At 39.1% G+C, this 21345-nt stretch carries 17 protein-coding genes; 7 read left to right on the top strand and 10 right to left on the bottom strand.

The window, feature by feature from the left end; translation table 11 throughout:
* Positions 1 to 28: 28 nt before the first annotated feature.
* From A8B79_RS13980 to A8B79_RS13960, 5 genes are all read right to left on the bottom strand, one after another.
* Complete coding sequence (locus tag A8B79_RS13980; RefSeq protein WP_066223844.1) at positions 29 to 1495, bottom strand: ABC transporter permease subunit; 1467 nt, start codon at positions 1493 to 1495, stop codon at positions 29 to 31.
* Between the two features lie 24 nt (positions 1496 to 1519).
* Positions 1520 to 2935, bottom strand: coding sequence for an ABC transporter permease (locus A8B79_RS13975; protein WP_066223843.1), 1416 nt, complete (start codon positions 2933 to 2935; stop codon positions 1520 to 1522).
* 65 nt (positions 2936 to 3000) lie between these two features.
* On the bottom strand, positions 3001 to 3792 hold the full coding sequence (locus tag A8B79_RS13970; protein WP_066224097.1) for an ABC transporter ATP-binding protein: 792 nt from the start codon (positions 3790 to 3792) through the stop codon (positions 3001 to 3003).
* Positions 3793 to 3912: 120 nt separating this feature from the next.
* Positions 3913 to 5412, bottom strand: a complete 1500-nt coding sequence (locus A8B79_RS13965) for an NEW3 domain-containing protein (protein ID WP_066223841.1) — start codon at positions 5410 to 5412, stop codon at positions 3913 to 3915.
* Entirely contained in the window at positions 5405 to 6127 is a 723-nt protein-coding gene (locus A8B79_RS13960; RefSeq protein WP_066223839.1) for a hypothetical protein, read from the bottom strand. Before A8B79_RS13960 ends, A8B79_RS13965 begins: the two co-directional genes overlap by 8 nt.
* Before the next feature lie 143 nt (positions 6128 to 6270).
* Between A8B79_RS13960 and A8B79_RS13955 the strand changes: the two genes are divergently transcribed.
* Together A8B79_RS13955 and A8B79_RS13950 are read left to right on the top strand one after the other, a co-directional pair.
* Positions 6271 to 8175, top strand: a complete 1905-nt coding sequence (locus tag A8B79_RS13955) for a sensor histidine kinase (protein WP_066223837.1) — start codon at positions 6271 to 6273, stop codon at positions 8173 to 8175.
* Complete coding sequence (locus A8B79_RS13950) at positions 8168 to 8863, top strand: response regulator transcription factor (RefSeq protein WP_066223835.1); 696 nt, start codon at positions 8168 to 8170, stop codon at positions 8861 to 8863. The genes A8B79_RS13955 and A8B79_RS13950 overlap by 8 nt, the downstream gene beginning before the upstream one ends.
* 22 nt (positions 8864 to 8885) lie before the next feature.
* Here A8B79_RS13950 and A8B79_RS13945 read toward each other — a convergent pair whose 3' ends face one another.
* Positions 8886 to 10367: a sodium/proline symporter gene (locus A8B79_RS13945; protein WP_066223832.1), complete on the bottom strand. Its 1482-nt coding sequence runs from the start codon at positions 10365 to 10367 to the stop codon at positions 8886 to 8888.
* A 181-nt stretch (positions 10368 to 10548) separates the two neighbouring features.
* Between A8B79_RS13945 and A8B79_RS13940 the strand changes: the two genes are divergently transcribed.
* From A8B79_RS13940 to arsN2, 4 genes are read left to right on the top strand one after another with little or no spacing between them, the layout of a single operon-like run.
* Positions 10549 to 11841 (top strand): MFS transporter, encoded by a 1293-nt coding sequence (locus A8B79_RS13940; protein ID WP_066223830.1) that lies wholly within the window; start codon positions 10549 to 10551, stop codon positions 11839 to 11841.
* Positions 11841 to 12326, top strand: a complete 486-nt coding sequence (locus A8B79_RS13935; protein WP_066223828.1) for a PH domain-containing protein — start codon at positions 11841 to 11843, stop codon at positions 12324 to 12326. The genes A8B79_RS13940 and A8B79_RS13935 overlap by 1 nt, the downstream gene beginning before the upstream one ends.
* The gene (locus A8B79_RS13930; protein ID WP_066223826.1) at positions 12319 to 13776 is read left to right on the top strand and encodes a PH domain-containing protein; all 1458 of its coding nucleotides are present in this window, start codon (positions 12319 to 12321) and stop codon (positions 13774 to 13776) included. Before A8B79_RS13935 ends, A8B79_RS13930 begins: the two co-directional genes overlap by 8 nt.
* Positions 13760 to 14203 (top strand): arsenic resistance N-acetyltransferase ArsN2, encoded by a 444-nt coding sequence (gene arsN2, locus A8B79_RS13925; RefSeq protein ID WP_066223825.1) that lies wholly within the window; start codon positions 13760 to 13762, stop codon positions 14201 to 14203. The genes A8B79_RS13930 and arsN2 overlap by 17 nt, the downstream gene beginning before the upstream one ends.
* Here the strand turns inward: arsN2 and A8B79_RS13920 are convergent.
* Positions 14195 to 15019, bottom strand: coding sequence for a ZIP family metal transporter (locus tag A8B79_RS13920; protein WP_066223823.1), 825 nt, complete (start codon positions 15017 to 15019; stop codon positions 14195 to 14197). The two genes, arsN2 and A8B79_RS13920, sit on opposite strands and share 9 nt — an antisense overlap.
* Positions 15020 to 15175: 156 nt before the next feature.
* Between A8B79_RS13920 and A8B79_RS13915 the strand changes: the two genes are divergently transcribed.
* Positions 15176 to 15895 carry a hypothetical protein gene (locus A8B79_RS13915; protein WP_066223821.1) on the top strand — a complete coding sequence of 240 codons (720 nt, stop codon included), beginning with the start codon at positions 15176 to 15178 and terminating at the stop codon, positions 15893 to 15895.
* A 66-nt stretch (positions 15896 to 15961) separates the two neighbouring features.
* Here A8B79_RS13915 and A8B79_RS13910 read toward each other — a convergent pair whose 3' ends face one another.
* The 3 genes from A8B79_RS13910 to A8B79_RS13900 form a co-directional block, all read right to left on the bottom strand.
* A complete protein-coding gene (locus tag A8B79_RS13910; protein ID WP_153038447.1) occupies positions 15962 to 17212 on the bottom strand; it encodes a YncE family protein in 1251 nt (416 codons plus the stop codon).
* 73 nt (positions 17213 to 17285) lie between these two features.
* A complete protein-coding gene (locus A8B79_RS13905) occupies positions 17286 to 19298 on the bottom strand; it encodes an Ig-like domain-containing protein (RefSeq protein WP_066223819.1) in 2013 nt (670 codons plus the stop codon).
* 13 nt (positions 19299 to 19311) lie between these two features.
* On the bottom strand, positions 19312 to 21303 hold the full coding sequence (locus A8B79_RS13900; protein ID WP_066223818.1) for a hypothetical protein: 1992 nt from the start codon (positions 21301 to 21303) through the stop codon (positions 19312 to 19314).
* Positions 21304 to 21345 lie beyond the last annotated feature (42 nt).

Raw genomic sequence — 21345 nt, 5'->3', positions numbered from 1 at the left:
AAGCAGTCTCTCATTCCGTTAAATTTATTTACCTCATATCGTATCTTAAAAAAGAAACGAATGTTCCTGCGAAAGTAAGGATGATAAAGATCCCCAAAAGCCCAAAGTCCAAGACACTTTTAGAGAGAGTTGATCCGGCTGTCAATACAGGTGCTGAATATTGAGGCATTTCGCTGGTATCCAGTGTTTGATCATCTCTTCCAAAATCAATTTTTACACCCGAATCAGAATCTATATTAATGTTGAAACCGTTTCGAGTTCCCGACTCTGCTTGCTTTTTTTGAGTATAGGCTGTGAAGTCGTCTCGATAACCTCTCATACTTTCTTCATATCTGGATTTCATATCGATATCGGTTCCTGCAATATTCATTGCAGCTAAACGAAAGGAAGAAGCAGGAGAGATCCTTGCCAAACTGAATGCTACCCTTTCCTGAAGCTTCTTCTGGTTCATCGTTTCTTCGATCAATTTTCTGTTATTATCGGTGATATCTAATTGAACTTGCTTTCGTGCGGCATCGTCTTCTTCCAACCAGTCCCACTCTCTTTCATCACGATAAGCCTGGCGTTCTGCTTCATCCATTCCTTCCATTTCCTGCGATCTTTCTCGCCAAGTTTTAGAAATAGTTGAAGAATATTCATCCCACCGCGCTTTTTGGTAGGCTTCTTGTTTTGCTTCTAATTGGGCAATGGATTCTACCTCCACTATTTGACCGGAAGCCATTACACTCATTCTTGGCAAGATCAGAACTCCACCGATCCAAATCACTAAAAGAAGCAGAAATGATAACGATGATTTTCTGGTGATGGAGGAAACTAATAATCCAATCCCAATAAAGAAGGTAACATACAAAATGGACAGCCCTATAAAACCGGAAATGCTTGCCCAATCACCGCCGGAAATTGGAACTCCCATCAGCGTTGTAACAAGTAAAGCGATCAGAATTGGAATTAATAGTGGGACAATAAGCCCAATCCAAACACCTGCAAATTTGGAGATCAGGTAGCTTGCTCTGGAAACAGAATTAGCAAAAGCCAGTTTCAGTGTTCCGTTTTCTCTTTCACCATTAATAGCATCGTATGTAAATAAAATGGCAAATAGTGATAATACAACCTGTACAATAAATGTAAGATCAATGAATCTGAATAATGCGAAAAGTGTCTCATCAGAATATGGACTGCGAATGAGTTTCACATCCTGAGATCCTGAAATTCTGGAAACGCGTCCCACATCAAAATGTAAGCCGGATACAAAAACCTGCATGGGATTAGGTTTTCTGTGTACTTGGTTTCGAACGCTTCCCCAATTTGTGGCTTGTGCTATATCTTGAGTAGCGATTTGCTGGTTTGCCTCATATTGGGCAACCGCTGTATGATATTCCTGAACCCCAATATAGACACTGGTTAAAATTAAGATTGAACAAACCAGAAAAGTAGCTGCAAATTTCGGGCTCAGAAGAATATTTTTTAGTTCTTTTTCGATCAATAGTTTAATCATGATAAAATCCTTGAATCGTTTTAATTAACGTAGGTCGTATTTTAGGAAGGCGAAGAAAGCTCCTCCAAAGAAAACGACGTTGAAAAGAATCAGCAGTCCCAGATCGATTAAACTCCTATTTGCCGCTGATGATAAAGTTGCTTTTTGGAATTCAAACTCCGGTAGTTCCGATGCATCAATAGTTTCAGGTTCTTCGCCGGAATCATCACTTGATCGTATAATCATCCTGAATCCTGTCATTCCACCGCTTCCGGTTTTTTCAGTCATAAAATCATTATACACTTGCTGATAGTCCTGAGCAGAGTCCATGTATCTGTTTTGAAGTCCTAAAGAAGTACCTGCAAGTTCAGTTGTTGCCAAGCTGAATACCGAGGTAGGAGAAATTCTTGATAGCGATAACGCCAAACGCTCTTGCTGCCTCTTTTTATTGATGTACTGCTCATTGATTTTCTCTTCAAATATTTCCGTTTTTCTGGCACGTTCTTCAGAAAGCTCATTCATAAATTTTGAGAACTCCTGCATTACAAGGTGAGGTTCCGTTCCTTCAGGAACAGAGAAATCCGCCATCTTAGGGCGATCATCGGCAAATAACTGAAATCGATATCTGTTTTTCTCTGATGTAATTTCGTCAACATTTGGTACTTCAACCATTCTTCCTGAAATCAAAACGGAAGCTCTTGGAGTGATCAACACCGCAAAGATCCATACTACCAAACCGATCAAAAAGGAATTTGATGGTTTATTGGTCATAGCGGAAATACCAATGGTCAAAGCCAGAAATAACCCAAAATATGCAAGTCCTGAAATCAGAATTATACCCAATCTCAACCATTCATCACTCGAAAGATTTACTCCGAGCACCGGGAGCAAAGCACATCCGATTAAGAGCGGAATAATGAGAGCAATGGAAAGCCCCACAAAAGACCCTGCCAGTTTCCCTGCAATAAAGGAGGCTCTGGAAACGGAATTGGAGAAACAGAGTTTTAGCGTGCCACTTACCTTCTCACCATTGATGGCATCATAAGCAAAAATGATCGCAAACAGTGAAAGGATCACCCCAAAAATGAATTCAAGATCCATAAATCTGAAAATCGCAAAAATAGGTTCGTCATTGAATCGTGTGTTTTGGGCAGAAAGTTCTCCACGGCCCCGCACTTCAATATCTCTTCCAATATCATTCGAAATTCCGGTAACCAAAGCCATTAGTGGTTGGGGTGGAAGCATGATACTGTGATTAACACTCATCCATTCAGTATTAGCTGCGATCTGATTATAATTTTCTTGTTTGGCTGCTTCATACTGAGCTTTTCCTGATAGATAGTTCTGCGCTCCCATAAAGAAAGACAGAATGATCAACAGTGAACACACTGCAAAACTGATCGTAAATCGACTACTCTGCAGAATTTCCTTGAGTTCTTTTATAAATATTAGTTTGAACATTGTTATTTGGGATTTGTTATTTGTTCATTGGATAAACTGCCATCAACAAATAACGATTAATATTTTTAGTTCAGATCATTCGTTAATACAAGGTTTTGATTCGTTTCTTCCATATACCCGGCCATGTACTCAACATATAGTTGTTCGAGATTTACGCCTTTAAGCTCCGCGTTCGTTCGTTGAGCAACCAATTCCCCGTTATTCAAAATCCCAACATGATCAGAAATCTCTTTAGCTCTGAAGATGTCGTGCGTACTCATAAGAATTGCTTTTCCTTCATCTCTCAATTCACCGATCAGTTTTGTGAACTCTTTTCCGGCTTTTGGATCTAATCCTGATGTAGGCTCATCCAATAAAATTGCAGGTGCATTTTTCAGAATGGCGATAGCAATTCCGCATTTTTGGCGCATTCCTTTTGAGAAATCTCTCAGTTTTTTATCAAACGCTTCGCTTTGAAGACCTACTCTTGTTAATGCATTTTCGTAATCTGATCTTTTATAGTTACTCTTGCCACCCAATCGAACAAAGAAATCAATATTCTGCAAGGCAGTAAAATTCGGATAGAGTTGAACGTTTTCAGAAACGAAAGCCACGTTCTTTTTTGCTTCCAAAGGATCTGAATTTGAATCAATCCCATTTATGAACGCATTTCCACTTGTTGGCTGGATAAAATCCAGAAAAATATTGATGGTAGTTGTTTTTCCGGCACCGTTCCCGCCCAGCATGGCATAAATTTCGCCCGGCATTACCTTGATATTCAGATTATCCAAAGCTTTTACGCCATCTTCATAGACCTTGGTAAGATTTCGGGCTTCCAGTAAAGGAGCTTGTTTGATTGTTTCGTTTGCAGTTTCCATAGTGTTGTGATTTGAGCTGTCAGCATTCGGCATTCAGCTTTTGTTAATGACTTGCAAAAGCTGAATGCTGTTAGCTGAAGGCAATTTTGATTTAGATTTTTATTTCAACTTTGTTTCTCATCACTTCCTCGATAACTTAATTCCAAAAAACACCAATCCACCTACTAACCCAATGATGAGAAAGAGAATCAGTGAAGTGCCCAGAATGCTTGCTTCTGCATTTATTTGAACGGTGAATGTTTTGTCTTCGGCATTAACAGGTTGGTTGTCAGATAATGACGTTGATCTTAACCTGGTTTCATATTTGCCCACGCTTACATCACTAGGTGGAGTGAGTGTGAGTGTTACCGTTTTCTCTTCCCGTATACCCAGTTCTGAAATGATAACGGGATCTACCGCTTTTTCCCATTGAAACGGAGCATCCATTTCAAATTCGATGTTATCCAATCGTCTGGAACCTTCATTTACTACAGTAAAAGTGAAATTGACAGGTTGTCCTTCTTCAGCAGTATTAAAAAGCTGTGGTGCTTTTATCACTAATTTTCCGACTCCTTTAGGGATCATTTCCAGTTTCACATAGCCAACATCCAAGGCTTTAACTTCTTCTTCATTCCAGATTTCTCCTCTGCGATCATTCACTTCAGTAACTTCATCCTGAGGTACCGCCATAACAAAGAAGTCTATGGGTTGATCCATGATCACGTTTTCAGTTGGACGATCAGGTAACGAGATGTTCAGGTTGGTTTGCCGTGTGTTATTACTTTCCGTGAATTTGATCTGGCTGATTCTGCCTTGTGCTCCAACTTCGCTGAAATAGCGAGCTACAGATTGTGGAAGGTTTACAACTTCAAGCTTATAGGTATCATCTGTACCACTGAATAATTCCAGTCCAAGCCCGAAAGTAGCGTCGCTGCCAAGTTCAATTTCCTGCGAAAAACGCTCTGACTGTATCAGTACTTTATTAGCAGACGCATCTTTTTGAAGAAATACTTTCGGATTTCTGGATGAACCGTTTCCGTAGATGATATTAACTGTAGCTTCGTCTACATCTTGTAGTAATTCAAACTCAACTGTAGTAGGACTACCGGAACGCAGTTCAGAAAGTTTGATCTCATAAGGGCTGCTAATAATGGCTCCGTCATCATTACCAAGCGATACATACACATTGTGAATCACATCAGGTTGAAGAGATCGAAACAACTCATCTTCCATATCAACAATTTGCGAAAACTCTGCTGTTGCCCCGGAAGTATTAGCCAGTGTTACTCTAACTTTTTTCTTTCCGTTTTCTTCCTGAGATTTTACAGCATTAACAATACTTACAAACTGTTGCTCAAAAAGCAGTACCAATAGTGATTGCTGATAATTGACTTCAGCATCCAGAAACGAATTTTTTGCGTGTTCAAAAGCTTCTCTGGAAATCAGGTCTTTTTTGAATAGCTCTTCAGTTCGGTTCATTTCACTAAGTGCACGTTCATACGAACTTTTTGCCCGCTTCAATCCCAAAAGAGGATAACTATCATCCCGGGCATTCGGGAAAGGAGTTTGAGCTGTGACACTTTCCGGAATCAACAAGCTAATTCCCAATGCTATCAATAAGATGTAGAAGAATTTATCCATCAGTACTGAAATTGAAGTTTCCCTTAGATTTTGGCTTTTTGATGGTTATGCTGATCTCGTCATCAGGTTTGGAAAAAACGAGGGCTAGATCAGATCCGTTTTCAACTGCATCGATCAAAAGCTTAGCATTTTCGGCATCAGTAGGTTTTTCATTATTGATAGAAGAAATGCTGAATCCTGATAGATCGAACTCTTTAAATTCTTCAGGCAGCAATGGTTCTAAGACACGCTGAATTGTTACATTATCATTGTTATCAGAAAGTAAAAGACCCAATTCAGGAATTATAGTAGGTCTTTCTCCATCACCTTCCATATCCATTCTCATAACCATTCTGGGTCCACCCTCAGGAGCATCTCCTTTCTTTTTCCTTAAAATGAATCGTTGTTCCCCTCTACGAACTCCAATCTTTATTTCTTCATCTTTAGCCAACGACTCGTACAATTCCCGAAGCTCAGCAATAGTTTTTGTTCTTTTACCATTCATCATTATCACAAAATCTCCCTGTTCAAGTTTATCGCCGGGTTCATCAGAGTTACCCATTCTGACACTAACTTTAATTTCTCCATCTTCCTCTACTAACATGGCTTGAAATTCCTGAAGCATTAGAGAAGTGGCAGCATCGAAAGTCATGGTTCTTGTTTCCTGAGCTTTGGCAGTGATAACTCCCAGCGTAATGATGATCGTAATTAGTGGTATCAGTGATTTTATTTTCATAGATAGTTTCATTATTTGATTTGTTGGGAGGAATATTCGAAACTGAACACTATGAGTTGTTAAGCACTCGCAAAATGTTTGTTAAGGATGTTAAATCGGAGTTAAATCTTTTCGAATGACATCAAAAGCCCCTAATTTCTGATATGCAGAATAAATGGACGATATATAGTTTTCTGGGAATCATGATAGCGGCACTCATTACGTTGGCGGTGTTGCAATATCATTGGTTGGGGAGTGTGAGTGATGCTGAAAAGAAACGATTAGAAGAAAACCTAGAAGCTTCAACAGAAAACTTTGTATCAGACCTTAATAAAGATTTTAGTGCTTTAAATCAGGCGTTTAAAATTCAGGTAACTAATACTGACTCAGATATAGATGCCATGATCGGGCGTTCCTATTTAAACTGGCTGTCAAATACAGAGTATCCGCAACTCATCGACTCTGTATATTTCGTGCAAAATACACACACGGATACCCCGACTGTTAAACTATTTCAGATAGATCCGGTGCGTTTAATTGAAGTATCAAGCTCAGGAGAAGTAAATAAATGGCTTTCAAAAAAGAGTGATATTGGCAAACACAGAACCAGTAGTTTCAATTTACTAAACACTCCGGATTTTGGAACTCCTACTTTTATAGGAGTTCCGATACAATTACTGGACCTAGTTACTCTTGAAAATGAAAGCCTGGGACGAAATCTGAAAGTAAATCTTAATATTGATCAAAGTGATGATATTGTATTACTTCAATTAGATGATTCAGTTATTAAGAACAATCTGATTCCGGATATTGCCAGAACCTATTTTTCTGATTCTTTCTCCGATCAATATCATATCAGTATTATCAAAGAAAATAGAGCAGACTCTACGGAAGTATATTTCTCAACAAATGGAAACGAAAGTGTTAAAGAAGCTGACTTTAAAAAAGATCTGAGAAGCATTGACTTTTCCAGCGTATTTGTAATCCAATCGCAGGCAAACTTAAACACAAATGAAGGTCTGTTTAAAAGTATAGATTCTCTTTCTTCAAAGATCCAAAGCATAAATATTACCGGAGGAAGTCCTAGAAAATCTTACAAGATGATGGCAGAATCTTCTCAAGTGAGATTTAACACAAGGGCAAGTGATTCTGTATTCACAATTCAGAAAGACACTACCATCAACACTTCTTTTGAGGCAGATTTAAGCATAGCGGGATGGCAGTTTTGGTTAAGCTTTAAGGAAGGGTCTCTGGATACTTTTGTCACTAAAGCTAAGAATCGTAATCTTGCGATAAGTTTTGGAATACTTTTGATACTAGGGTTTTGTGTAGGAATGATTGTTTTGTACTCAAAGCGTTCACAAGATCTCGCGGAAAAACAAATGCTGTTTGTTGCCGGAGTTTCTCATGAACTCAGGACACCGTTGACCGTTATACGCTCCGCAGCAGAAAACCTAAATGAAGGAGTTGTCCAATCAGAGGAGCGTAAAAAAGAATATGCTCGGTTGATGTTGAAAGAAGGTCGCAGGCTCAGCGATATGGTTGATCAAATCATGGAATTTTCAGGAATTCAGGCAGGTAAAAAAGTCTATAGCTTTACTGAATTTGAAGTTGAAGAACTGATGAATGAAATATTAAGCGAATATAGATCTGTTTTGGAGGATGAAGGTGTCCAATTGGAGTATTCATTTACAGCTTCAAAATCTATTATTTGTGCAGACAGAGACGCTTTACATCTGAGTATTTCAAATCTACTGAGTAATGCGATTAAGTTTTGTGGAGAGAGTAAGAAAATCCGATTTGCTGTAGCTGAAATTGCAGAAAAGGGTTTAATAACATTTATAGTTCAGGATTACGGCATGGGGATTCCTTTGGAGGAGCAAAAGAATGTGTTCAAGCCTTTTTTCAGAGGTAAGAAACCGGTTGATAACCAAGTAAAAGGAAATGGAATTGGACTGAGTTTGGTGAAGAAAGTTGCTGATGCTCATAAAGGAGAAATCAGGTTGAAAAGCAAAGAAGGAGAAGGCTCTACTTTTATTCTTATGTTACCGGTGAAAGGTCATGAATAATATATCAAAAATTTTACTGGTTGAAGACGAACCCGGATTAGTAATGACTATTCGGGATCGGTTAGAAGAAGAACGATATGAAATTGAGGTTGCTGAAGATGGAGAGGTTGGATATGAAAAAGCTCTCAAGTCAGCTCAAAATCTCATTATCCTGGATCTGATGTTGCCAAAAAAAGGGGGATTGGATATATGCAGAGATCTGCGTCAGCAGGGAGTTGAAACCCCGATTATTATGCTCACTGCAAAAGGGCAAGTGGTTGATAAAGTGGTGGGACTAAAGCTTGGCGCTAATGATTACATGCAAAAACCTTTTGAGATGATGGAGCTTCTGGCAAGAATTGAAGTCCAGTTACGAAAGAAAACTTCAGAAAAGAAAAACTCGGATTCAGGAGTTGTTGGTTTTGGTGATATAGAGATCAATTTCCAAAGTATAGAAGTAAAGAAAGAAGGGGAAACAATCAGCCTCTCATCTAAAGAATTTCAATTATTGAAATTTATGGTAGAAAACGAAGGAGTAATTCTTTCGAGAGATCAATTATTGAACGAGGTTTGGGGCTACGATGCGGTCCCTTCTACAAGAACTGTTGATGTGCATATTGCATGGCTTAGACAAAAGCTGGAAGATGACAGCCGCTATCCAAAGCATATTCTTACGGTTCATGGCTTTGGATATAAGTTTGTCGGATAATTTTTCTTTGTGTCGAAAAATTCTATTCCTTTGCAGGATATAACTTAGTAAAAACATATCCCGATATCATTGATAAAAGAAAAGAAGGAGCTAGTACATCCAGTTTTTCGAAATAAATCCCAATGCTGTCAATGTCTTGCACAACAAACTTAAAGAACGGCACGCAGGCAAATCCGGTAACCATGGAAGCAATAGCACCTTTTTCAGAATAAGCTTTCCAGAAAAGAGAGAGGATAATTACCGGACAAAAAGTAGCAGCAATTCCCGACCATCCAAAAATTACGAACCAAAAAATGGTTCTGTCAGGTGATAGTACAGCTACGGAAAAAGAGAGTCCCAGTGCTATTAAAGCCATAACTAATGTCACAATCTTTGACAATCTGGATAATTTGTCGTCAGCTAATTCGGGGTTAAAGATCTTTTGATAGAAATCTCTTGTTATAGCACTGGAAGCAACAACAAGAAGCGAATCAATAGTAGACATAATCGCAGATAATACAATTGCGATGTAAACACCAACTAAGGTGAGGGGTAATAAATATTCTACCAAAACAATGAGTACATCTTCAGCTCCGGTTCCTAAAATAGCTTCCGGATCTTGTCCCGCTTCGGTGAATAAATATCTTCCTAAGAGTCCAATGGTTACCGCAGCAGCATCAGTCAGCAATGTAAAACCAATGGCTACCCATCGGCCTTTGTTGATCTCCAACTCATTTTTTACTGAAATAAACCGAACGTAGATCTGAGGAGAGCCTAAAAATCCAAGTCCGATCATAGCAAAACCTAAAATGGTAAATACATTGATCCATGGGTCGCTGCTGGTTCCCCAAATACTTAGAAGTCCGGGATCGATCGCCTTCAAACCGCTAATGAACTCGCCCCCGCTATCGATCATAAACCAGGCAATAACGGGCAGCAAAATTAGCCCGAAAAACATCATGATACCTTGGAAAAAATCAGACCAGACGGAAGCTAAAAAACCACCGATAAATATGTAGGATACTACAATGACGAACCCAATCAACGCACCGATGAAGTAGTTCATATCAAGCAATGATTCGAATGCTTTTCCGGTAGTATCTATTTGAGCACTTACATAGATAATTACAAAAACAGAAAGAGCGGTTGCCGCAATGCTCCTCAATAGATTTGATGTTGGTTTGAATCTGCTTTCAAGAAAATCAGGAACGGTTATTGAATTGTACTGATCAGTTAATCTTTTAAATGGTTTTGCCATGAAAAACCAGGAAATGGCTACTCCTAAAACTTCCCCGAGTACAACCCAATATGCAGAAACGCCGGCAACCGCTCCCATTCCGGTCAATCCTAACAGAAGCCAGCCCGACTCACCCGTTGCTCTTGCTGAAAATGCTACTGCCCAAAACCCGATATTCTTTCCACCAACATAATAGTCGCTTAGCGTTTTAACTTTTCTGGAAGCGAAAACTCCTATCAATACAAGAATAAGGCCATATAATCCCAGAATTATGTACTTAGTGACCATCCGAAAAAATTAGTTGCTATGAAATATCCGTAGCAAGAAGTGGATTGAATATTGAAGTAAATAATAGAATAAAAGCTAAACTACAAATTTGTACAAAATCCTATTTTGCTTTTCTGATTTCTAAACCGATATTCAGCAATCCTGTATTACAGGAATTCATTAGTTATGGGGAATTAAATGCATGATTGAAAAACCAAAGGGGAAAGGACTTTTTGCATGGGCGCTGTATGATTGGGCGAACAGCTCGTACTTCGTAATTATACAGACCTTTATTTTTGCTGCCTATTTTACCAAAGCCATTGCTGAAAATGTAGAGATCGGTACTGCTCAATGGGGAAACATGATCAGTATAGCGGGTCTTGTAATAGCCATTGGGGCTCCGGTTTTCGGTGCAATAGCAGATCAGGCGGGAAGACGAAAACCATGGATCGCAGCTTTTACTGTTTTGTGTGTAATCGCTTGTGGATTGCTTTGGTATGCTGAACCCGGAGTAGACTCATTATGGTTTGCTCTTGGAATGGGATTTATGGCAACAATCGGAGCCGAATTTGCATTTATATTTTATAGCGCAATGCTTCCTGACTTAGTTCCGGCTGATAAATTGGGTCGATGGAGTGGTTGGGGCTGGGGAATGGGTTATGCCGGAGGATTGGCTTGTTTGCTGGTGGCTTTGGTGGCTTTTATTCAAACAGACGGACTTTGGCTCGGTCTGGATGTCGAAGCTGCAGAACCTGTAAGGGCTACATTTATATTAACAGCAATCTGGTATGCCCTTTTTAGTTTACCACTATTTTTTAGAACGCCTGATAATCCATCATTAAATAAAAAGATCGTAGAGTCCGTTCGCTTTGGTTTCGCTCAATTAATTATTTCGATTAAGGAAGTGAAAAAGTTTAAGAATATTGTAAAATTCTTGTTCGCCAGGATGTTTTATAATGATGCTGTAGTTACCATATTTGCTATGGGAGGTGTTTATGCCGCAGGAACTTTCGATATGGACGAAGAACAAATCCTGATGTTTGGAATTGGGTTAAATGTCACTGCCGGATTAGGCGCTTTCGGTTTTGCATGGCTGGATGATAAGTCCGGAAGTAAATTTACTATCAATGCTTCGATTCTGGGCTTACTGATACCATTAGTTGCACTTATCGTTGTGAAAGATGTCACATGGTTTATTGTTTGGGGTTTAGTGCTGGGGATTTTTGTAGGGCCCATTCAGGCAGCATCAAGATCTTTCATGGCCAGATTATCTCCTCCTGATCTAACCAATCAAATGTTTGGATTATTAGCTCTATCGGGTAAAGTGACCTCATTTATAGGTCCTTTTTTAGTAGGACTATTAACTGTGCAGTTTGGAAGTCAGCGATTTGGAATGGCGGCTATTCTTGTCCTGCTATTGATCGGTTTACTGCTTATGTTTACAGTAAAGGAGCATGAAGCTCCGGGAATCGAAGTAAATCCAGAGCAGATATAATGATCAATCATATTCCGGAATCCAGAATTGATAAGAAAGCGATTAAAGCATGGCGGTTTTCCGCATTGATCTTTGGAATCCTGTGGTTTGCTCCTGCAATTGCTTATATCTCAATCTCCATCGGAATAAATAAATTTGATCTTATTTTTTCGATTTTCTCGGTGATACCTTCACTGGTTTTGTATCTGTTTATTGGTTTGTTGGTTCCAAATCTGCGTTGGCAAAGGTGGCGTTATGAGGTCAATGATGAAGCAATTGATTTGTTGAGAGGTTTTGTCTTCAAAAAAAGAACGGTAGTTCCCATTAACAGAGTTCAGCATGTCGACACAAATCAGGGACCTATTTATCGTAAGTACGGATTGTCATCAGTGAAAATATCAACCGCGGCTACTACACACGAAATTCCGGCGCTTGATGATGAAACTGCAACCGAGGTGCGTAATAAAATTTCTCAGTTAGTTCGTCAGGTTAAAGAAGATGTCTGAATTCAGAAGGCAACATTGGGCAGCAGCAGTTGATCGTCTTTTTACTGCAGTACGGCAAAATTTTGTCACATTTCTGATCCTGATTTTTGTAGGTACACGTCAGGCCGGGGGAGATTACTTTATTTATGTACTGCTGGGAACAATGGCATTAACATTTTTTTCGGGAATAGCAGGTTGGTACCGTTTTCAATACCGGATTTCAGAAGGTGAACTCCAGATAAAAAAAGGAATTTTCGTTCGTAAAAAAGTCTATATGGCGAAAGAACGGATTCAGGTTATTGATGTGACTGAAGGATTGGTTCAGAGAGTTTTTGGGTTGGTTAAAGTAGAAGTAAAAACCGCTGGTGGAGGAACTGAAAGCGCCACGATAAATGCGATGACCTTTGAAGAGGCAGAAGAGCTTAAAAGAGAACTTCGTAACAATGATCGGGTAAAAATAGAAGGGGATGAGTTACTCGAAGATGAAGGAATAAATACTGAAGAGGAGTTTCTTGATGAATGGAAGATATCGTCCAAAGAATTAGTAATGGCGGCATTCACTTCAGGAAATTTTGGTTTAATTGCCTCCATTCTTGGAGCGCTTTCCGGTCAACTTGATGCTGTGATAACTGATGAAACTATTGAGTATATACAAGGACTGTTGCCCGGTTTGAACAACTTTACCTTAGTTGCTACGGTAGTTATTGTGATCCTCTTGATATCATGGACTTTTTCCTTTCTGGGAGTGATCTTCAATTATTCAGATTTCAGTGTTAAAAAGACAGAGAAAGAACTTTTGATCCGTTCTGGTCTTATTGAGAGAAAACATATAACCATTCCATTTGACAGAATACAGGCTGTTCGGTTTGTTGAAGGGGTTTTAAGGCAACCATTAGGTTGTGGAATGTTATATGTTGAAAGTGCAGGTTTTGAGCAGAATGTAAAAGAACGCTCTATAGTTTTAGTTCCGTTTATATCACACTCAAAAATGCACGAGTTCTTCGATCGGTTTTTATCGGATTTCCATATTCCTGAATTAGATGTTAAACCACCTTCAAGATCTTTTTTAAGATATCTGAGAAGACCTAATTATCTGCTTTTGATGGCAATTCCTATAGCCTGGTATTTCTGGGATTTCGGATGGTTGCTGACGCTTTTAATTATTCCGGCTACAATTTTAGGTTGGCTGAGATATAAAGATGCGGGATTATATTTTGATTCTAAAATGATCACAATGCAATTCAGAAACTTCAACAGAAAAACGGCCTTTATCAGAAGAAAAAGAGTTCAGGTAATTGAAGAAACTATAAATCCGTTTCAGGAGAGAAAGAAAATATCCAGTCTGTCTGTTACAGCCGCTTCAGGAGCAAAGGGTATTGCGTTTAGTATCGATGACCTTGAAAGCACTGACGTGAGCAGAATCAGGAAATGGCTTTTAAATGGGGAAACTGATTATGCCTCAACAGATTAAGAATTTGAGAATAAGGGAAGTAAGCTGCTCGGAAATCATAGAGCTGTTGGAGAATTGTGAACTTCCAACCTCAGACTTAAATCCAAATACTTCTGTTTTTCTAGGAGCTTTTTATGATGAAGATTTGGTGGGTTGTGTTGGTCTGGAAAAGATCAGTCAGTCAGGATTATTGCGGTCTCTCGCTGTGGATCAAAACTACAGGGGGGAAGGGGTTGGTTTTGAACTTACCAAAGCAGTGCTTACTGAGTCAATAAAGAAATCGTATTCAGAAGTTTATTTGTTAACTACTGATGCAGAGAAGTTTTTTATAAAAGCAGGTTTTTATAAAATTGTAAAGGAAAATGCTCCAAAAGCTGTTAAAGAGACAAAACAATACAGCGAAATCTGTTCCGATTCCGCTGTAGTTATGAAAATTGATCTAGCCTAATGAAACATCAAGAACCATCATAACGCAAAATCCTACCAGAGTTCCCAGCGTAGCTAAATCTGTATTTCCGTGATGTTGACTTTCAGGAATGAGTTCCTCAACTACAACATATATCATTGCACCGGCAGCAAAAGCAAGAGCGTAAGGGAGAATTGGAGTAATAAAAATAACAGCAGCGGCACCAATCACAGCAGAAACCGGCTCAACTACTCCTGAAAGCTGTCCATACCAAAAACTCTTTCCTACTTTAGCACCGTCTCTTCTTAAAGGTAAAGATACAGCCATGCCTTCCGGGAAATTTTGAATTCCAATCCCTATAGCCAAAGCAATAGCTCCTGCTACAGTTGCTGTGCCTGTAATATCCACTCCTGAAGCGGCAGCACCAAAAAGGACTCCAACAGCTAATCCTTCCGGAATGTTATGAAGCGTAATGGCAAGAACTAGTAAAGTTGAGCGCCTCCATTTAGTTGGTACACCTTCAGCTTCAGATCGGTCAAAACCGAGATGTAAATGCGGCAAATACTGATCAGCAACTCTTAAAAATAAACCACCTCCTAAAAATCCAATAACAGCAGGTAACCAGGGAATGGAACCTTGTGCTTCAGCCATATCTATAGAAGGAATGATTAAAGACCAAACACTAGCCGCAATCATTACTCCTGCTGCAAAGCCCATCATACTGTCTAAAAGTGGATAATTTATTTTTTTGGTAAAGAAAACAAGAGAAGCCCCAAGTGCAGTTAAGGTCCATGTGAATAAACCACCTAAAAGTGCTTGTACTATTGGGTTCAGTTCGTAGAAAAATTCTGGAATCATATGTCTATATTTTTTTCTAAACTTAATAAATTTTTAGACAAGACTAAATATTATAATCCATTAAATAAGAATATTTTATAGTTTGGGCAATTGTATTTCACTTACCTTTTTATCAATAAATAGGTAAACAAGTAAAAAGGGGCTTGGGTTAGTCACATGGATCAAAATAATGAAGCGTATCAACTACCAATTAAGGAAGGTAAAGTTAGGATTGTTTTTAACGTTGATCAGATCGAGTTAAAAATTTCAAATTCTATCAAAGACTTTTTTTCTCAAAAAGATGATGCTGTAAAATTATTTGTAGACCTGGGTGATCTGAATATCAAGGGAATAGAGAAAGAAGGGTATGATCTTGTAAAAAAGAAAAACAAAAGAGACTCCGAAGATTCATTTGCTCTTCCTGAAGATATAATATGGTTTGATGTAGATATAGAAGAAGTTTCAAATGTTCTTAATAATGCTGTAAAGTTCCATATCAAGGGGAACTACTCTGAACATCTTCGCTATTTTATAGACAAAATGGATTATAAAATAGAATGGTTACAACATGACAAATTAAAGAATGAGATTTCAACGGTAAGCGTAACCAAGAGAACCTATACTCAACCCAGACTAGAGCAAAATGTCAACTATGAGTTGGACGAGATAGCAAAAAGTGCAGAACTATTAAAGAAGGCTATAAATAGGATTGACCTGAGAACAGGCTCGGCTTATGTAAAATTAAATACTGAAGATGGAGAGCTGGATCCTGTGATTATTATAATAGCTGAGAAGTTAGGTTACAGTATAAAAATACTAGATGAGGAAACGATCTCTGAGCTCAAGAAGAGAGGACAAAAAGCTACTCATTTGATCTCTTTACTTATAAACTACTAGTAAGCGAACATAAACAGGCTCCTTTAGTTATTAAAGGAGCCTGTTTATTTATTTGAGTAATCTCTTCTAAGGTGCGACCTGTTTCCAGAAAACTATTCCACCGGCTTGTTTACCGGTTTCTACCACAGCTATTCTCTTATTAGTTTTAAGATCAATAATATCTACAGATCCCGGTTCACCGCCGATTCCTTCTACTGATAAAAATGCGTATCTGTTATCAGATGAAATGGCAACTCCATGAGTTACTTTTCGGCTGTTTTTGACCTTAGCGATCTCCTTTCCTGATTCCAAGTCAAAGATACCGGTAGCTCCTTCACCTTTATAGCTGGCTACCAGAATTTTTCCGTCATGACTTACTTCCAGATTATATGGAGCTTTACCTGATTTAAAACGACGAGTCACCGCCCATTTTTCAGTATCAATTTCGATGATCTCATCGGAACCATTACCCGCTACATAAACGAATGGTTTTGTAGGATGCGGATCTGCCCAAGTTGGTTTTACTTCCGGTTTTGCATGCATCATTTTCATGCCATCATTCTTTTTCATTCCATCCATATCATGACCAGAATGGTCTTCCTTCATTTCATTCTCTTTCTTAGAATGTTCTTCATGAGTTCCGTCTTTCATGTGTTTCTCATGATTTTCTTTATGCTCTTCGGAATCATCAGAATGATCTTTCATACCGTCCATTTTCATGGCGTTCTTCTTGAGACTAAGTGTGCGGTTTACATTCAATCCGGCAGTGTTGATCTCATAGAGTTCGTCAGTCATCATAGAAACATGATACTGTTTAGTGCCATCGTCTGTAATTCTGGAGCCATGTGGCATTATTCCTGTCTTTATATCCGTAATAACTTCCATATAGTCAGGATCAACAACAGAAACGGTACTTGGAACCATATCACCGTGAAGATTGAAATTGACTACATATAAAAGTCCGGTTGATTTAGATATTTCCATGCTAGCCGGAAACATTCCTAAATCAGTAGTTGCTACCAATTCATCGGTACCTGTTTTATATTTTGCCAGCATTCCGTAAGGATTTCCGTGAGCGATAGATAAAAACCAATACTCACCATCCAGAGAAATATTTATTCCATGCGGGCCATCAGTTTCTGTAGGATAACGACCAACTTGTATGGTTTTTGCTATTTTTGCTTTATTAGTTTTTCCATCAAGATGAATTAAATGTACTTCATCTTCTGATTCTGCCGCTACGTACACATAATAGTCTTGAGAAAATGTAGTAGATGGTACTAAAAGAAAAAATAGTATTGCTGATAGTAAAAATGAAAAGAGCTTATGATTCTTCATAAGAGGAATAATACTTATTTAATGTGTTCAAACGTAAATATAGAAGGAGCCGGTTAAGCTCCTTCTTTTTATGTTAATTTGTTCCCTGAGAAGTACTTTCGCCAAGTTTTAAAGCCCAGATTCCTGAATTCCAATCGGAAAGGAAAATGTAGCCTTTGTATGGCTGAGGTCCCCAAGTAAATGTTGCATTCGGAATATATGCTTCACTGTCAGAAGGATAGAAAGATGCGATTTCACGTCCCTGATCATAAAGGTCGCCCATCAACTCACCGGAGATGTCAACAACTCTTAATCCGCCATTGTACATAGCAACGTAAAGAATATCGCCTTCAACCCAATAGTTATGAGTTCCGGCTTCAGGAACCTGATAACGAGCAACTTCAGCAGGAGAATTCCAATCATCGAACTTCACAAAATGTATCCATCCGGCTGCTCTGTTTGCCCCTTCGGTATTTAGGCCATAAGGAAATGCTTCATCACCACCGAGTACATAGAAATCTCCGGTTGATTCGCTTTTGAATGGGAAAGCGGCATGATTCCATCCACTTGGATAAGCATAGCTTCCTAGCTGTACAGGGTTTTCAGGTGAACCACCTGCTCCCGGAAGGTCAGCGCTTGCATTACTTCCGATATCAACGGCAACAATTCCGTCACTCCAGTTTGAAGAATATGCAATTCCATCCTGTATCCAAACATCGTGAATGGAATGACTTGGTGTATCCAGTTCAAAAACTCCAACCGTTTTAGGATTCTTTGGATCATCAATATTGATGATGTCGTACTTACGACCATTGTTCACTGCGTACACATGATTATCATAAATGAAAGTGTTGTGAACACCGCCGGTTAGATCCTGAGTATATTCTGAATGAATTTTAACATCACGAGGATTAGTTACATCCAGAATAATGATTCCATTTTTACGATCTGAAGCACCTTCACGAGTAATTACGGCTACTTTTCCGTCTTCAGAAACTTTTACATCGTTCACAGTACGAGCATCAACAACTACTGTATCAATTGGTGTGATCTTGCTTGGGTCAGTTACATCCCAAAAAATTGCTTCACCATTTCCACCCCAGGTTCCTGTCAATGCGTAATCTCTGCCGTCAACGCCTTCCCAAACCCACAGATCTGATGTTCTGGTATGAGAAACAATTCCTTTACCAACTAAGGTCAAAGGTCGTTGAACATTTCTTGGTACTGCTTTAACAGTTGTGGTTGTTGATCTGTCTCCTGAAGTAGCCACGATTGTAAACAATCCGGGATCGCTGGCAACAAACTTTCCGCTTTGTGCAATCTGAGCAGAAGCACCTTGTCCTAAATTATCATCAGGCTCTGCGATATAAGTGTATTTGATAGGAGCGCCCTCAACAGCATCTCCTTTATTCGTTTTAGCTATTGCTTCAAAAGTAACTACATCACCAGTACGGATGGTTTTTCCATCATAATTATGACTGATATCCATAGAGGCAATTGGGTTTTCTGAAACTTTGAATTTCCAGGTAGCCGATTTGTTTTCAGCTTTTGCTGTAATTGTGAAGCTTCCTTTTTTATGAGCTTTAAGGTTTCCGAATGCATCAATGCTTGCAACATCAGGATTAGAGCTGGATAGTTTCACATCCACATTATCTCTGGTTACACCTGCTTCATCCACAACTTTAGTTTCTAAAGAAATAGTGGTTGTGTTATAGAAGTTTTCAGGAGCATTCAAAAATGTAACAGCTTTAACCGGGGGGTAAGCTACATCCACAGCAAGCGTTGCGCTAATTCTGTCTGCTCTGTCTGCAGTGAGTGTACGTGCAATGATTGAAAACTTACCTGATTGAATTGCTTTAACATTACCATCCGGAGTAACGATCAAAGATCGGCGGTTTCGGCTGAAAAATACCAAAGAATCCTGAGTGGTATTGCCTTCAGCGTCCACTACTTTTGCTGAAATCTTTGTTTCTTCATTTAATGTTAAAGAAAGCGTCTCCTTCTCAAAAACGATCTTTTTATCCTGCGCTTTTGAGTTCACTGCCAGTAAAACGACAGTAAGAACGGCGATTCCTACTAGTTTTGTTATCGAGTTTATTTTTTTCATAGTTGTTTTGTAATTAGTTACTTGCTGTTCCCTGAACAGGTTTTAGTTTTATTGCCCATAGCCCTGAATTCATGTCAGATACAAATATCATATCTTTATATGGCTGTGGCCCCCATGACATTGGTTGGTTCGGGCCAATTCCTTCATTAACACTTGGTTTAAATCTCGCTATTTCTCTGCCTTGATCGTATAAGTTACCCATTAGTTCACCGGAAACATCAACGATTCTTAGTCCGCCTTGATAGTAGGCAACATACATTACGTCATCTTTGATCCAGATATTGTGAGTTCCTGCTTCTGGTACTTCATAACGAGCTACTTCTTCAGCTTCTTCCCAGTTGTTCAGCTTAAAGAAGTGGATCCATCCTGCAGGAATCCCTCCCGGGAAAGCTTCATCACCGGCAGCGATATAAAAATTATCAGACGATTTGCTCTTAAAAGGAAAGGCTGCATGATTCCAACCGCTCGGATATGTAAAACTTCCCAACATTTTCGGATTCTCCGGAGAACCACCAATACTTTCCATGTCTCCACCAAGTTTACTTCCCACATCAACTGCTACAACTCCATCACTCCAGTTTGATGAGTAAGCAATTCCATCTTCGATCCATACATCATGTACGGAATGTCCCGGCGTGTCCAGCTCAAACTGACTTACGCGGTATGGGTTTTTCGGATCTTCAATGTTTATGATATCATACCTGCGGCCATTGTTGATCGCGTAAATATGGTTTTCATAGATAAACACATTGTGAACACCACCGGTTAAACCGTCATCGAAACGAGAAAGAATTTCTACATTGCTTGGGTCGGTTACATCTAAAATAACCAATCCATTTTTTCTGTCGGAAGCACCTTCCCGGGAGATAACTGCAATTTTCCCATCTTCAGAAACTTTAACATCGTTCACAACACGTGCATCAACAGTGATAGTATCGATAGCGACCATGTTCTCAGGATCAGTTACATCCCAGAAGAAAGCTTCACCACGACCAACGTGTGTACCTGTAGCTGCATAATCTCTGCCATCAACGCCTTCCCAAACCCAAAGGTCGGAAGTCGGAACATCCGTTACTTTAGCATTACCCAGTACCTCTACTTCTCGCTGAACATTTCTGGGATTAATTTTAACAGTAGTCTCAGCCACAGAACCGGAATTTCTTGCAGAAATGGTATAAAGCCCGGATTTATTGGCTACAAATTTTCCGTTTTGCTCAATTTGAGCAGGAGCTGCTTCTCCTCTGGAATCGTCGGGTCTTGCAGTAAATGAATAAACAACGGGCGCGTCAGAAACCACATTTCCCTTTTTATCTTTAGCTATTGCTTTAAGTGTTAAAACATCTCCGGTTCTGGCAACATCTTCATTTACAGAAATTTCAATTGAAGTTACAGGATTACTGACAACTTCGATTTCATGAGTCTTAGTAACTCCTTCAATGGAAGCTGTAATTTTAGCCTTTCCTGTAGACTTGGCGTTAATTCTTCCAAACTGATTGATATCGAGTACTTTTGTATTCGAAGATTTATAATCAGAAACTTCCAGATCTTCTCTTTTAAAATCTAAAACATCATAGATCTTGCTTTCCAATTGAAATGAAGTTCCAGCATATAATTTACCGGGTACATCATTAAAAACTATGCGGTCTAACTTAGGATAGTTTACTGTAACCGTAACATTTTTTCGCATTACAGGGTGGTCGCCCTGAGCTGTTTTATATACAATAACTGAATATGAGCCGGGTTCCAGAGCTTTCATCAACCCACTTCTAGTTACAGACAGAGAGCGCCTGGCTCTTGAAAAGTAGATCATGGTGTCTGGCTGAACTTCTCCTTCAGCATTTACAAGCATTGCTTTAAGTTGAAGTTCCTGTCCCACGTCTAATGTTATAACTTCGGGGTCAGTGATAATTTTGAGCTCATTTTCTGTCTCCTGAGCTAAAATATTATTCGTTAAAATACCGATCAGTAATACTACTATTAGACCGGTTATCCGAGAAAATTTCATTGGTAGAAAGTTCATTAATGTTGTTTTAAATAGAGTGCTGTA

This window comes from Balneola sp. EhC07 (genome assembly GCF_001650905.1).
GTDB lineage: Bacteria > Bacteroidota > Rhodothermia > Balneolales > Balneolaceae > Balneola.
The sequence above is the reverse complement of the archived record's forward strand: the minus strand, read 5'-3'. Positions and strand labels throughout refer to the sequence as shown.